Raw genomic sequence first — 13927 nt, 5'->3', positions numbered from 1 at the left:
AAAGGGGGGTATTACTTGCCCAGCACCTTAAACTCCGTCCGGCGGTTCAGCTGCCGGCCTTCTTTGGTGCTGTTGCTCGACACCGGCTGCGTGTCGCCATATCCCGCCGAAGTCAGCCGCGAGGCCGCTACGCCTTTGCCAGTGAGGTAGTCCACCACGGCCTTGGCGCGGCGCTGCGAAAGGTCTTTGTTGTAGGCGTGGCACTTGTTGCGGCGGGTCTTGGGAGGAGTGACTGACTCGGCGTTGCCTTGCCCAATGGCCTGCAACACGGCGATAGTGTCGGGCTTTGTCGGCGACCACGGCTCCGGGAGGATGCTGCAACGCGGGTAGATGGGTACAATTGGCCCAGCGGGCCGGCCGGTGGCATCAGTAAGTGCAGGCAGTTGCCCAGTGCGTCGACAACGGCGTGTAACTTAGTGAAAAACCCGCCCCGGATGCGGCTCAAGCCTTCAGCCGCATCCGTACTTTTTTGTCAGGCGTCTGCTTTGTGGGCCTTGACTCCAGTCGAATTTACCAGTACCCAAGTATAGTCGGGCTCCTGCACAAACTGAAGCATTGCTTTCCGCACCAAGGTCTTTGCCCAGCGGCGAAAGCGCCGGGCCACCGTATTCCAAGGGCTGAACCGATCGAGCAGGTCGCGCACCACGGAATGCCGGTTCGCAAGCGGTAAAGCTCCGCGTTGGCAAACAAGTGGTTGTCGCGTCTTCGACTCAGGCGCCCTAGCGCGTGAGGTTAGACAGGTTTACATTCGTTTTGACTTAATTCGTGGGGCGGTGCATTCGCCGAAACTACCGCTGTCCATACTCTCTTGAAAGGACTGCAACAGTGATAGGTGTCGATATCCCGTTAGGCCAAAGCCAAGGCCTTAGGTGATGGCTAGAGTAGCCAGCAGCAAGCCGTGAAGCAGCGGGTACCAAAATGGTCAAGAGCAGACAACGGTACCTAGATGGCGTCCAGCCCCGGTAGGCCGAGCAGAACAGCGGCGCTCCTCGCCACGGTTTTGACACCGGCGACATCCGGGCCGGTGATGGTCAGATGGCCCATCTTGCGCCCTACGCGTGCGTCCAACTTGCCGTACAGGTGCAGGTGGGTTCCTGGCAAACTCAGCACGGCGGGCCAGTCCGGCTCACGCCGACCGCCGCTGGCATCAAACCACACCTCGCCCAGCAGGTTGAGCATGATGGCTGGGGAATGCTGGCGCGGCTTCGGCAAGGGCAAGCCCGCCATGGCGTGGACTTGCAGGTCAAACTGCGACGCGTCGCAGGCGTCCAAGGTGTAGTGGCCGCTGTTGTGTGGGCGCGGGGCCATTTCGTTGACCACTAGGCCACCGGACTCGCTGCCGTCGTCCACCACAAAAAACTCGACGCACAGCACCCCAACGTAGCCGAGATGCTGCGCGATGGAAACGGCCGCGTCGCGGGCCCTGGTGGCTAGGGCGGGCGGCATATTTCCCTCGTGCGCGTGGGTCACGGCCAAAATGCCATCAACGTGCACGTTACGCTGCGGAGCAAAGCTGACGACTTGCCCATCCCAGCCGCGCGCTACCAGCACCGAACACTCGGCGGTGAGCGGCAGCATCTTTTCCAGCACGCAGGCAACGCCGCCCAACTCCGCCCAGGCAGCGGCCAGTTCAACGGTAGTTCTGACGCGCACCTGCCCCTTGCCGTCGTAGCCCATGCGCGCGGTTTTCAGGATGCCGGGCAGCAAATCAGCCCGCTCGACCTGGACGGCCCGCAGCTGATCCGGCGTTTCAATCACCGCATAGGGCGCGCAGCTCACCCCCGACACGTCGGCGCAAACCGTGAAGTGGGCTTTTTCCTCGATGCGGTTTTGCGCAATGCCCACCACGGCCGCGCTCGGCGCCACGGGCCGGGCCAGGGCCAGCGTTTGCAGGGTCTGGGCCGGCACATTTTCAAACTCAGTGGTGATGGCCTGGCACCGCTGAGCCAGTTGGGCCAGTCCGGCCGGGTCGTCGTAGCCGGACTGGATGTGGTGGTGACTTACCAGTCCGGCCGGGCTTTGCGCGTCGGGCTCCAGCACGGCAGTAAAGTACCCCAGGCGCTGGGCGGCATGCACAAACATCCGGCCCAGTTGGCCGCCTCCCAACACCCCCAGGGTGGCCCGCTGGCCTGCGGCGTCCACACTGCCTGGGTAAATCGGGCTCATAGCTTCAGCGTGAATTCTGTTGTTCATACCGGCAGCGTCATGGCGCGAGCGGCTTCGGTTTGTTCTGCGCGAAACGCCTGCAGCTTGGTCGCCAGACCCGGGTCGTGCAGGGCCAGCATGCTGACCGCGAACAGCGCGGCATTGGCTGCTCCGGCATCGCCGATAGCAAACGTGGCCACGGGTACCCCTTTGGGCATTTGTACGATGCTGTGCAGCGAGTCCACCCCCTGCAAATGGCGACTGGCCACCGGCACCCCCAACACGGGCACCGTGGTTTTGGCGGCCATCATGCCCGGCAAGTGAGCGGCGCCCCCCGCCCCGGCAATGATGGCCTGCATGCCGCGCGGGCCGGCTTGTTCGGCGTACGCAAACAAGTCGTCGGGCATGCGGTGGGCCGATACCACGCGCGCTTCGTGGGCCACGCCAAAGTGCATGAGGATCAGCACGGCATGCTGCATGGTGTTCCAGTCGCTGCTGGAACCCATGACTACGCCGACCAGTGGCTTAAGCGGAGCAGCGCTTACGTTGTCGGAGGTCAAAAGGGTACTCATGTCAAGTAAGCTTTATAGAACGTCATGCTTGGCTACGCCGGCCTTCGGTTCGCGGCGTGCTGTATGATCATCTTCTTATTTTTCGGACAGCTCAACTAGCTGTTCGCGCTCCAGCAGGAGTTCCGTGCCCAAAATCACCAAGTCTACCCGGCCTTTCAGCGTCTGATCGATGAAGGGCGTGTTCTGGGATTTGGATTTCATGAACTCCTTCGTGAAGGTGGTTTCCGCTTCGGTATCAAATAAGACGCAATCGGCTGTTTGACCGACTTCGATAGTGGGTACCGGCAGGCCCATCAGGCGGCGGGGCTCGGCCGAATAGCGCTTCACCACCAGGTCCCACCCGAATTTTCCGGTTCTGACGAAGAAGTGATAGAGCGACACCAAGGCCGTATCCAGGCCGGTGATGCCATTGGGCGCGCTAATGAAATCCTGGGCTTTTTCGAATGGGGTGTGCGGCGCGTGGTCGGTGGCAATGAGGTCGAAGACGCCTTCTTTGAGCCCTTCGAGCAGCGCATCACAATCGGCCTGCGTGCGCAGCGGCGGGTTCATCTTGTAGTTCGTATCGTAGTCGCCGATGTGCTCGTCGGTGAACAACAGGTGGTGCGGGGCTACTTCCGCCGTCACCTTCACATCGCCGCGGGATTTCCACCAGCGGATGGTTTCCATGCCGAGCTTGCTGGACACATGCTGGATGTGAATGTGCGCGCCCGCCGCCCGGGCCAGACGAATGTCGCGGTCGATGATAATTTCCTCCGCGCAGGCCGGCGAACCTTTAATGCCGAGCCGGTAACTCATCACCCCTTCGTTCAGGGCGCGCAGCCCGGCCAGTTCCGGTACCTCGCAATGGCTGGCGAAAAACATCCCAAACTCGGTGGCGTACTGCATCGCCCGCAGCAGCACCGCCGGGTCGCTGGTGGTGTCCCCGTCGTCGGTGAGCATTTTCACCCCAAGCGCACGCATGCCCTCGATTTCGGCCAGTTCCTTGCCCTCGCGGTTCTTGGTAACGCAGCCAGAGGTATACACCGGAATGCGGGACCGGTGTCTGGCATTTTCCAGCACGGTGTCTACCGCGGTTGCCGAGTCAAGGGCCGGGCGGGTATTGGGCATCATGACCACGCCGGTCACGCCGCCGTTGATGGCCGCTTCGCTGCCCGTGGTGATGGTTTCCTTGTTCTCGAAGCCAGGGGCGCGGAAATGGACGTGGGCATCAAACATGGCCGGCATAAGAACCCGGCCACGTGCGTCGATGACCCGGGCGCCCTCGGGAATGGCCAGGCTGCTGCCGATGTGCTGAATTTTTCCTTCGACAATCAGAACATCACTCTCGAGAAGCACAGGTGAATTTTCGGAGGCGATGCGGGCGTTTTGTAGGAGGAGCATGGATTGATGAGTGCTGTAAACCGGCAAGGAATTGTGGGTGTTCTGACTGTTAAAGATGAAAACATACGGGCGGAACCAGCCGCCGCGTCTGGCGTTCAGGGCATAGTTACCGTCGAGCTGGTTCGCTGCTGTGCAGCATACGCTTCCTGCCGTGGGAACTCCCCACCCGGCGTGAGCCAGTCGAGCACGGCCATGCGAACGGAAATTCCGTTTTCGACCTGATTGGTAATAAGGCTGCGCTCATAGTCCATAACGGCGTCGCAGAGTTCGACCCCCCGGTTTACGGGGCCGGGGTGCATGATGTAAAGGCCCCGGTCGCTGATTTCCGCCAGCCGGGTGTTGGTGATGCCGTAAACTCGGTGGTATTCCCGGACGCTGGGGAAAAACTGCACGTCCTGGCGCTCCATCTGCACGCGGAGCAGGTACACCACATCGGGCGCCCAGGCCATGGCCGCCTCGTAGTCGGTGAAGCGAGGGATGCTGGCCGGAACATACCTGGGCACCAGGGAGCCTGGGCCCAGGTAAGCCACCTCAATGCCCAGCTTTTGCAGCAGGGTGCTGGTGGAACGCGCGACGCGGGAGTGTAGAATGTCCCCGATGATGAGGACTTTTTTGCCTCGGGGGTCGGGAAATTTTTCCTTGATGGTGAAGGCGTCCAACAAGGCCTGGGTGGGGTGCTCGTGTGCCCCGTCGCCGGCATTGATAACTGCCGCCGTGGTTTGGCGGGCAATCATGCCGGGCAGCCCGGAGTGCCCGTGGCGGACGACGATGTAGTCGGTGCGCATGGCCTGGAGCGTCTCAATTGTTTCGCGCACCGACTCCCCCTTAGTGATGGAGGAATGGTCGATGTTGAAATTCGTGACCTCCGCCGAGAGGCGTTTGGCGGCCACCTCGAAGGAGGAGTGCGTCCGGGTGCTGGCCTCGTAGAACAGCATGAGCACGGACTTGCCCTCGAGGGCGGGGATTTTCTTCACCGAGCGGGTGAACAGTTTTTTAAAGGACGTGGATTGGTCGAGCAGGAATTCGATTTCCTCACGGTGTAGGGATGCGATGTCGAGCAGGTCTTTACGTGCCATACCGGAGTTGGAAAAGTAAGTACATGGTCAGTAGTGAGGAACGTGTAAGGCTACCTGGTTTCGATGCGCTTACACCCCATTTGAGTTATGCAGTAAGGATGGGCCGCAGGGCAGCAGCCCACGAAGGCAACGGACATAAAAAAACCGTTTCGGAATCCGAAACGGTGGCGGGGCAATACCTAGAAAAAACAACGGAAATAACGGCGGCAATATCGGGAGAACCAATGGGGGCGAAGACCTTCCGGTCTACTCGCGGTTCCCTGCCGAGCAGTATCCCACGCTTCATCAACATGTTTTTTGGTTGAAGCATGATGCAAAACTAAGGCATTGTTGGGCTCGGCAATACATCGGTAATGCTGATTTTTTTTTCGCACCGCTTTCCGCAAATTTTATTTTCGACCTAACTGGCTAGACGAAGCACTTTTTGTTCTTTGTTCGCCATCAGAAAAAAATCCGGGTCGCATAACCAATTGCTTGGCAAGCACACAGCAGCGTAACTTTAGCTCTTTATGCCGCAACCTAAGCTGTCAGACCGCCGCTTTCCGGCGGTAAGCAGCCTATGATTACTCGGCGGTTCATGGGCTACTTCGATTACAGCTGGCCCAATTGGTACGGGGGTAGTCTGGTTTGGCTGGACAGTTCAGGGGGGTGTTTTTTCTACGTCACCCGCCTGAACTTTAGGAGTGACTTGTCCCCGACGTCGAGGTTACCCGCCATTGCAGCACAGCTACCCCGGCTGTACCAGCCGTGCCACCTCCGCTGCCGGGGCAATGGTGGCCACCGCGCCAGCATTGAAGTGCAGAAAATCGGCCTCGACACCATCGGAAAAGATGACGCCGCCAGCGGGCATCAGCGACTCCAGTTGCAGGGGCCGGCCGGTGTGCAGGCGGCCGGCCACCAGCCCGCACTGGGTGCGCTGGCTCAGGAACGGCTCGCGTACTACGAACAGCAGTTCCTGCCCCTTCGGCCGGGGAAACGTCCCGGTACGGGCACCGCTGCCGGCAAAGTCTTCCAGCGCGGCCCTCATGTTGAACACCGAGCTCAGCCAGCCCGTGCTGCCCGCCGGCGTGGAGACGATAATGCCCGACGAGGAATGCACTTCTTCGGCGCCCCCGAAGCTGATTTTGTAGCGGGCCGAAACGTGGGAAGCGGCTCCGATAAACAGGTCGTTGAAGGCCAGCAGGCGCTGCCCGTCGTTGAGGCGGGCCTCGGCCAGCTGGTGCTCCTGCACCGGGTAGTTGTCGGCTACCACGCGCTGCACAGCCGCGCGGCAGGTTTCGGGACGGAAGGGCAGCAGCACGCCGTCGTAGCGCTCGGGGTCGGGGTTGACGGCTACCAGGGGGCGGCCGCGCACGTACTTGGCGGCGTTGGCCACCAGACCATCCTGGCCCACTACAATCACTAACTGGTTGTCGGCAAACAGGAAGGAAGGCAGGTAGGTCCGGTCCACCACCTTGCTTTTCACCACGCCGGTCAGCTCGCGCTGCACGCGGGCCACTGCCGCCTCAATGCGCTGGTGCTCTTGGAAGTACTCCTCGAACTCGGCGTCGCTGTCGGCCTCTTGCCCGGCCTTACGCTTGAGGTAAAACCGGGCCTGTCCTGCCGTGTTGAAGCGTTCGAGCAGGGCTTCGTAGCGGGTTTTGCTCTTCACGACGATGGCGTACTCCAGCCGGGCGCTCATCTAGCGGCGGTTGTTTTTGGGCGTATTCGGGCCTTGGTTGCCCCTGCGTGGGTCCTCGGGGCTGGGGTCGGCGGGGGAGTCACGGTGGGGTGAGACGGGCGTGGGTTCAGCTTGGCCAGGGCGGGCGGTGCTTCCCGCCTCGCCGAGCAGTCCTTCAAGCAGGTCGGGCGTGATGTTGAGGGTGCCGATTTTGCCGGCGTTTTCGGCCAGCTCGCGGAAGGCCAAGGCGATATTGAGGCGCGGGCTGGGGTTGTTCTGCAGGGCCGTAAGCGTGCGCCAGTCCATGTCGCGGAAGGGCCGCAGCGTGGTTTCGGTAACGTACCCCTGGGCCTCGGCGGCGAGACGCTGGTTAGCGGTTTGCTGCTCCAGGAGCTGGGCCCGGCTGGCTTCCACGGCAATGTCAGACTGCACCTGCAGCTCGCGGAGCTTACGCTCATTGGCGGCGCGCTGCAGCTGGGTTTCGCTGCGCTTTTCGTCAATCTGCTTGCGCTTTTCCTCCACCGCAATATCGGTATTCAGCTCGCTTTCTTTGATGCGGCGCTCCTGCTCCACGGCGAAGTTGCGGCGCTCGTACACGGCTTGGTCGGCTTCCTGCTGCATCCGCTCGCGGGTTTCGGCCTCCAGGGCCCGCTCCATCTCGGGCGTAGCACGTACGGCCAGAATGTTCACGCCCAGCACCTCGATGCCCAGCAAGGCCACCGCGGCAGAGGCCCGCAGCCCGGCTGTAATTTCCTCCTCAATGGCCTTGTTGGAGCGCACCGAGTCTTTCAGGCCCAGGCTGTGCACGTAAGCCGAAGTGGCGGTCTGTGCCTCGTTGACCAAACGTTGGTTGAGCTTTTCCAACTCGTTCTTCTTGTAGATGCCCGCGCTGTTCACCGTAAAATCGAGCAACTCGGCCAACTGCTTGGGCTGGCTGATGCGGTAGGTGAGCTGGCCCTGGATGGTGATGCTCTGATAGTCGGCAGTGGTTTCGTTGAAGATAAACGGCAGGTCATTCGAGCCCAGCGGCACGGCCGCAATGGAGCTGTTCATGGTGACGTAGAAAAACGCCAGCCCGCGTCCTTCGCGCACCAAGCGCCCGTTGCGGAACTGCATGACGTAGGTCATGGAATCAAACTTAACGTAGCTCAGGCCAAACATAGGCAGGGAGAAAAAGTAGGCGGGCAAAAGTAGGCTGCTCAGGCTTACCGCCGGTGGTTTAGAAACTGCCGGTATACGCAAGACGAGTGTTGTGCGTCCGCGTCGCGCCGGCAGTAGAGTCATTGCCGGCAGCCCCTTGCCGCCCGCAGAATGCGCCGGCCCAGCACCCGTTTAATTTTTGGACCAAACTTTTAACCAAAGCCAATGGTGTAACCACGCACCATCCTGCGTTTGCGGGAATACGCCGCCAAACCATGTTTTGTGGGCGTCGTGCAACGATGAGGCGCCAACCGTTACGTGGCCGCATCCGCCAGTCGTGTTTTGCCATTCACTTCGTGCCGAGGTAAACTCGGCTTTGGAAGATAACCGGATCTTGCAGCATGCACGTGCCTTCCTTTACAACAGACGACCACAAAATCCCCTGCCAACGAAAGAAGATTTTGTGGTCGTCTGCGTATTGAACTTAAGCTGCTATGACGATTATTCCACTGTTAGGTGGATGAGCTTTGCTGCCCACCTCTGCCTCGTCGCCTTCCTTTGCCGAGCTGCAGCCCGGGCCACCCAAATGCTGGCGGCCGAATTTCTGCGCCGGGTGTTCGACAGGCTGCCCTACAAAGTGCACACGGTCCGGACCGACAATAGCGTCCAGCTCACGCCGCAAGCACACCAGTTCCTGTCTAGCGGGCACAACTTTGACCGAATATGTCAGGAATACGACTGGTAAGTACTGGTACTTACTAGAGCACTTAACCGAAGCCGAGCAGGCAGCGGTGGCGGCATTCACCCAATCGGTAGGCAATTGCCCGCTAGGTGTTTGTCGGAAACTGACGCCGCAGCAGTTTTTTAGCTACCACACGCTCGATTACTACGCCATACAACAGTACGCCAACCTAATCGACCGAATCGAAGCCCGATTTGGGCATGTGCCGAACTTCCTGACGGCTTTTAAGAGCCAGCTCGACAAATTTGGGTTAAAGCCTCCCGGCGATACATGAGCGAAGGGCACCCAATGCCAAAAAAAAGCGCTGCTTCAGCGGGCAGAATGACTTCTGTGTATTAAAGGGGGGTATTACTTGCCCAGCACCTTAAACTCCGTCCGGCGGTTCAGCTGCCGGCCTTCTTTGGTGCTGTTGCTCGACACCGGCTGCGTGTCGCCATATCCCGCCGAAGTCAGCCGCGAGGCCGCTACGCCTTTGCCAGTGAGGTAGTCCACCACGGCTTTGGCGCGACGCTGCGAAAGGTCTTTGTTGTAGGCGGCGTTGCCTACGTTATCGGTGTGGCCGGAAATTTCGATCCGCAGGGTAGGGGAGTCGCCCATGAGTTGCACGATGCGCTGGAGCTCGGCGGTGCTTTCCTTGCGCAACGTGGCCTTGTCGAAGTCGAAGAAAATGTTGTTCAATACCACTTTGGCGCCCACATCGAGCTTCTTCAGAGGAATATCCTTCACCACCTCGGAATATGCGGCGCCCTGCGGCAAATCGAAGTTTTCGGAGTGGAACAGGTAGCCTTCCTTGCGTACCACAATGCCGTAGTTCGTGCCCGAAGGCAGCGACACCAGGTAACGGCCCGACTGCGAGTTGCTCTGGAACGAGGCAATGGTCTGGGCCAGGGTGTTGTCGACGAGGTCGATGGTGGCTTCCAGGGGCTGCTTGGTGGCAGCGTCGGTCACGGTGCCTTTCAGGATGGTAACCTGGGCCGAAGCAATGGCCACGGGTGGGGCCAACAGGGTTTCGCGCAGCGGTGCGGCGCGGGAGGCCAGCAGCTGGCCTTCACCCGAAAGCAACGGCTGCTTTTCGGGACCGAGGAAGGTTATCATATAAATGTCGCGGCTGCCCAGGCCGTCGTCTTCACGGGTGCTGCTGTAATAGCCGTGGCGCCCCGAGGCCGACAGCACGAAAAATACGTCGTCGTCGGGGGTATTAATGGGCCAGCCCAGGTTTTCGGGCTTGCTCCACTGCCCGTTTTTCAGCTCCGATTTAAAAATGTCGTAGCCGCCCATGGAGCTGTGGCCCTCCGACGAGAAGTAAATCGTCTTGCCGTCGGGGTGCAGAAACACGCCGTCTTCGTTGTAGGGCGTATTGATAACCGAGCCCAGGTTTTCGGCGTCGCTGCGCCCGTCGATTTCGATGCGCCAGATGTCGTGGCCACCGCGGTTGCTTTTAGGCGAACCGTTGCTGACGAAGTACAGGAACTTGCCGTTTGGCGTGTAGGCTGCCGAGGGCTCGTGCGACTGGCCGCCGTTAATGCGGCGACCAAGCTCCTGCGGTTTGGCCCACTCGGCCCCTTTTAGCGACGACTCGTGCAGGTTACCGGCGCCGTCTTCCACGTAGGTAATCAGGCGTTGCCCGTCGGGCGCCAGGGCCACTACGGCGTCGTGGCCCTGCGTGTTTACCGTAGTGCCCAGGTTGCGGGCGGGCTGCCAGGTGCCATCGGCGTTACGCGTGGTTTGCCAGATGTCCTCGAAATAGCCGCCCGAGTCGGGGTCTTTCTCGCCGCCGGTGCTGCCGGGCCGGCGCGAGGTAAACAGCATCACCGATTCGTCGGCGGTAATTACGGGGCCGTAGTCGGCGGAGCTGGAATTGACGTTCGGCCCCACGTTGTCGATGAAGGCGCGGGTAGCGTTTTTCTGCAGCGCCATGCCCGACTGGCATTCGGCAATCTTCTTGTTGATGTCGTTCTGGAGCGTGCTGGCGCCTTTTGAGCCGGCAGGCGGTTGGGCCGCTTTGTATTCGGCAATGGCCTCGCTCCATTTCGCGTTCATGTGCAGGGCGCGGCCCAGCAGGTAATGCACGCGGGAATCTACCTGCGGATCGAGCTGGTAAGCCTTCTGCAAATACGGCAGCGACTTGGCCTTGAGTCCGGCCGAGCCCAGGTAACAGTGCCCGATGCGGAAGTTGAGCAGGGCGTTGTTAGGGTTCAGCTCCTGCGCGGCCAAAAAGTGGGGCAGCGCCTGCTCGAAGCGCGGCGGGTCGGCCTCGTACCACTCGTTGCCAATCTTGATTTCCTTGAGGGCATTTTTCAGGCCTTCCTTGTCGTTACCAAACCGGTCTTTGGTAAACTCCACGTTTTGGGCCGTGGCGCTGGCCGAGAGGAGCAACAGCGCAAATAAATATCGGAGCATTCTGAGGCTAAGTTGAGTGTCGGCCGCAAGGCGCGAAGGTGTCGCGGAGGTCCGCAGAAGGGAAGCCTGTACTCCCCGGTTTGTATTACTCGCAGCCCGAAGCCGCCGCGTAGCTTGTGCCTGCTTCCAAGCCCAGCTCGGCGGCTTTGCGCCAGTCGGCGCAGGCCCCCGTTTGGTTGCGGAGCATTTCGCGCAGGTGGCCGCGGTTCAGGTAAGCCTCGGCATACTGCCCGTTCTGTTGAATGGCGGCCGTGGCATCGGCTTCGCCGCCTTTGTAGTCTTCCAGCTTGAGCTTGGCGGCGGCGCGGTTGTTCAGCGCCAACGCGTAGTTGGGCTTGATCTGCAGGGCTTTCGAGAAATCCTCCACGGCGCCTTTAAAGTCGCCGGCCTCGTAGCGGGCCTGGCCCCGGCCGAGGTAGGCCACCGGGTTATCAGCATGGCGGCCAATGTAGGTGTTGTAGTCGGCCATGGCGCCTTTCGTGTCGTTCTGGCGGCGCTTGGCGGCGGCCCGGTTCAGCAGGGCTATGTCCAGTTCGGGCTGCAGGTTCAGGGCTTCGGTGTAGTCCTGCACGGCAGCCGGAAAGTTGCCGAGCTGGCGCTGGGCGCTGCCGCGGTCGTGCAGGGCGTAGGCGTACTTGGGGTCGGCTTTCAGGGCCGAGGTGAAGTCGGCCAGGGCAGCCTGGTAGTCGCCTTTCTCGAAGCGCAGGTCGCCGCGGTAATACCAGGCGGCGGCGTAATCGGGCTTCAGCTCGGTTACCTTGCTGTAGTCTTGCTCGGCGCCGGCGGCATCGTTTTGGGCCTGCTTGGCCTGGGCCCGACCATACCACGCGGTGAAGTTGGTGGGGTCAAGCTGAATGGCCTGGTCGTAGTCCTGCACGGCGGGGGCGTATTGCTTCAGCTCGTAGCGAGTGGCGGCGCGGTTGTAAAATGCCTTGCCGAAATCGGGCTTGGTTTTAATGGCTTGGTCGAAATCGGCTAAAGCGGCTTGGTAACTCTTCTGGTTAAACTTCGCAACGCCGCTATTGTAATATTTCTCAGCTACCTGTGCTGGCGGCAGCGTAGTGGCCCGTACTGTATCTACCTGCGCCTGTGCCGCTAAACCAGCTACTGACAGGGCTAAGGTGAAGACTAATTTCCGCATCATACTCCTAAACAGACCGGTCGCACGGACCGGTTGCTGCCGAAATATATTGCATTTTTTCCGCCGCTTATGCCTTCCGGTCAGCTTAAATTTCGGTTGCGGCCCGGGCCAAGGCTTCCCATTCCTGCTGCAACGAACCCGTGAAATTTGGCCGTCCGGCGCGGCGGTACCAGTAACCGGCGTTGCCGGTGTCGCCTTCGCGGCGGTGCAGGTAAGCGTGTAGCCAACAGTAGAGGGTAGCTGTTTCGTTGGTTTGGGCAATGTTGTGTGCTGCGCTCCACTGGTTACGGTGGTCGTGCCACAGGGCCCGCAGCGGCGGTGGTAGCGTAGCCGGAGGCGCCGCCGCGGTGAGGGTGGTCAGGAAATCAGGGTAGGTCATAGATCAGCAATAACACGGACGGATTACCGGACGGAAAGGCGCTATGCGTAACTTCTTGGGGCAAAGAATGGCACCTGGCAAACCAACCGGCGGGGTTATGTGGTTATACAACGCGGCCTGCCGGAGTTTGCGTAATTTTGCAACCGGCGCGGCCGTTTTTCCGCGACGTTTCTCTCCGTACCCTCCTTCAGTATACTGCAATGGCAATGTACCCCGAATACATGGTGGCCCCCATCCGCCAAGACCTCACCGACGCCGGTTTCGAGCAACTTATGTCGCCCGAAGAAGTAGACGCCGCCCTCAGCAACAGCCAAGGCACCGTGCTGGTAGCTGTTAACTCGGTGTGTGGCTGTGCTGCCGCCAAGGCCCGTCCGGCCCTGAAAATGGCTTTGTCGAGCTCCGACAAAAAGCCTGCGAAATTGGTTACCGTTTTTGCCGGCATGGAAACCGAGGCCGTGGCTAAAGTGCGCGAGCATATGCTGCCCTACCCGCCCAGCAGCCCCAGCATTGCCCTCTTCAAAGACGGCGAGTTGGTGCACATGATTGAGCGGTATCACATCGAAGGCAACGACATGATGCGCATTGTGGACAACCTTCAAGGCGCGTTTGCCGAATACTGCTAATAATAGTAAGTTTTTCGTGCTAAAAAGGCCCCCGGCAGCTGCTGTGGGCCTTTTTGCATTTTAGGTCAAGTCGTTTTTTGCAGCCGATAATCGAGCATAACCAGCCCACTCGGAAAATTTTTTACGCTTTGCAGAATTAATTTTTGCTGAGCTGGTGGTACCGACAGCAGCTTGATGCCGCGGCCCAGAAACACCGGTATGATGGCCAGCTGCAACCGGTCGACCAAGCCGGCCGCGTTAAACGAATCGATGAGCTGTCCGCCGCCTATCAGCCACGTGCGGCCGTGGGGCAGCTCTTCCATTAGCTCCGTTACCGAACCGTGCCAGAGCCGGATGCCCGGGTCGGCATCGGTAGGCAGTTGGCGCTGGGTACACACGTAGGTTGTAAGGCCCGGATACATCCACGGCATATCGAAGCCCAGGACCTGTTCGTAGGTGCGTGACCCCATCACCACAGCCTGCAAACTACTCATCAGTTCGGTGTAGCCGTAGTCTTCGCCGGTATCTTCAAAGGGCTTTAAAAAATCGATGCCGCCGTTCTCATCGGCAATGAAGCCATCGAGGGTGGCGGCAATGTAGAGGACGATTTCGCGCATGGCTTAAGCTGTTTTCGACTGAAAACAAGCTACTACATTGGCTTCGGTGATGCAAAAGAAAAGCCCACGGCAC

The 13927-nt window shown here is 60.1% G+C and carries 13 protein-coding genes; 2 read left to right on the top strand and 11 right to left on the bottom strand.

Going from position 1 to position 13927, the window contains the following annotated elements:
- Positions 1-11: 11 nt before the first annotated feature.
- The 7 genes from ABD903_RS05090 to ABD903_RS05060 all read right to left on the bottom strand — a co-directional run bounded on the left by ABD903_RS05090 (position 12) and on the right by ABD903_RS05060 (position 7994).
- Positions 12-269: an OmpA family protein gene (locus ABD903_RS05090; protein ID WP_345221983.1), complete on the bottom strand. Its 258-nt coding sequence runs from the start codon at positions 267-269 to the stop codon at positions 12-14.
- 673 nt (positions 270-942) lie between these two features.
- A complete protein-coding gene (locus tag ABD903_RS05085; protein WP_345221982.1) occupies positions 943-2166 on the bottom strand; it encodes a 5-(carboxyamino)imidazole ribonucleotide synthase in 1224 nt (407 codons plus the stop codon).
- 23 nt (positions 2167-2189) lie between these two features.
- Positions 2190-2717: a 5-(carboxyamino)imidazole ribonucleotide mutase gene (gene purE, locus ABD903_RS05080; RefSeq protein WP_345221980.1), complete on the bottom strand. Its 528-nt coding sequence runs from the start codon at positions 2715-2717 to the stop codon at positions 2190-2192.
- A 75-nt stretch (positions 2718-2792) separates the two neighbouring features.
- On the bottom strand, positions 2793-4097 hold the full coding sequence (locus tag ABD903_RS05075) for a dihydroorotase (protein ID WP_345221979.1): 1305 nt from the start codon (positions 4095-4097) through the stop codon (positions 2793-2795).
- A 95-nt stretch (positions 4098-4192) separates the two neighbouring features.
- Entirely contained in the window at positions 4193-5173 is a 981-nt protein-coding gene (locus tag ABD903_RS05070; RefSeq protein WP_345221977.1) for an aspartate carbamoyltransferase catalytic subunit, read from the bottom strand.
- A 727-nt stretch (positions 5174-5900) separates the two neighbouring features.
- Complete coding sequence (locus tag ABD903_RS05065; protein ID WP_345221975.1) at positions 5901-6854, bottom strand: NAD(+)/NADH kinase; 954 nt, start codon at positions 6852-6854, stop codon at positions 5901-5903.
- Complete coding sequence (locus ABD903_RS05060) at positions 6855-7994, bottom strand: SPFH domain-containing protein (RefSeq protein ID WP_345221973.1); 1140 nt, start codon at positions 7992-7994, stop codon at positions 6855-6857.
- Positions 7995-8686: 692 nt separating this feature from the next.
- Between ABD903_RS05060 and ABD903_RS05050 the strand changes: the two genes are divergently transcribed.
- Complete coding sequence (locus tag ABD903_RS05050) at positions 8687-8989, top strand: hypothetical protein (RefSeq protein ID WP_345221972.1); 303 nt, start codon at positions 8687-8689, stop codon at positions 8987-8989.
- A 74-nt stretch (positions 8990-9063) separates the two neighbouring features.
- On the opposite strand, the gene ABD903_RS05045 is transcribed toward ABD903_RS05050, so the two are convergent.
- The 3 genes from ABD903_RS05045 to ABD903_RS05035 form a co-directional block, all read right to left on the bottom strand.
- The gene (locus ABD903_RS05045) at positions 9064-11115 is read right to left on the bottom strand and encodes an OmpA family protein (protein ID WP_345221970.1); all 2052 of its coding nucleotides are present in this window, start codon (positions 11113-11115) and stop codon (positions 9064-9066) included.
- 85 nt (positions 11116-11200) lie between these two features.
- The gene (locus tag ABD903_RS05040) at positions 11201-12259 is read right to left on the bottom strand and encodes a tetratricopeptide repeat protein (protein ID WP_345221968.1); all 1059 of its coding nucleotides are present in this window, start codon (positions 12257-12259) and stop codon (positions 11201-11203) included.
- An 82-nt stretch (positions 12260-12341) separates the two neighbouring features.
- The gene (locus ABD903_RS05035; protein ID WP_345221966.1) at positions 12342-12635 is read right to left on the bottom strand and encodes a hypothetical protein; all 294 of its coding nucleotides are present in this window, start codon (positions 12633-12635) and stop codon (positions 12342-12344) included.
- A 206-nt stretch (positions 12636-12841) separates the two neighbouring features.
- Between ABD903_RS05035 and ABD903_RS05030 the strand changes: the two genes are divergently transcribed.
- Positions 12842-13258: a BrxA/BrxB family bacilliredoxin gene (locus tag ABD903_RS05030; RefSeq protein WP_345223090.1), complete on the top strand. Its 417-nt coding sequence runs from the start codon at positions 12842-12844 to the stop codon at positions 13256-13258.
- 65 nt (positions 13259-13323) lie between these two features.
- On the opposite strand, the gene ABD903_RS05025 is transcribed toward ABD903_RS05030, so the two are convergent.
- Positions 13324-13854: a dihydrofolate reductase family protein gene (locus ABD903_RS05025; RefSeq protein ID WP_345221965.1), complete on the bottom strand. Its 531-nt coding sequence runs from the start codon at positions 13852-13854 to the stop codon at positions 13324-13326.
- Positions 13855-13927 lie beyond the last annotated feature (73 nt).

Source organism: Hymenobacter koreensis (assembly GCF_039541855.1).
Taxonomy (GTDB): Bacteria; Bacteroidota; Bacteroidia; order Cytophagales; family Hymenobacteraceae; genus Solirubrum; species Solirubrum koreensis.
This window is presented reverse-complemented; position numbering and strand designations above follow the sequence as displayed.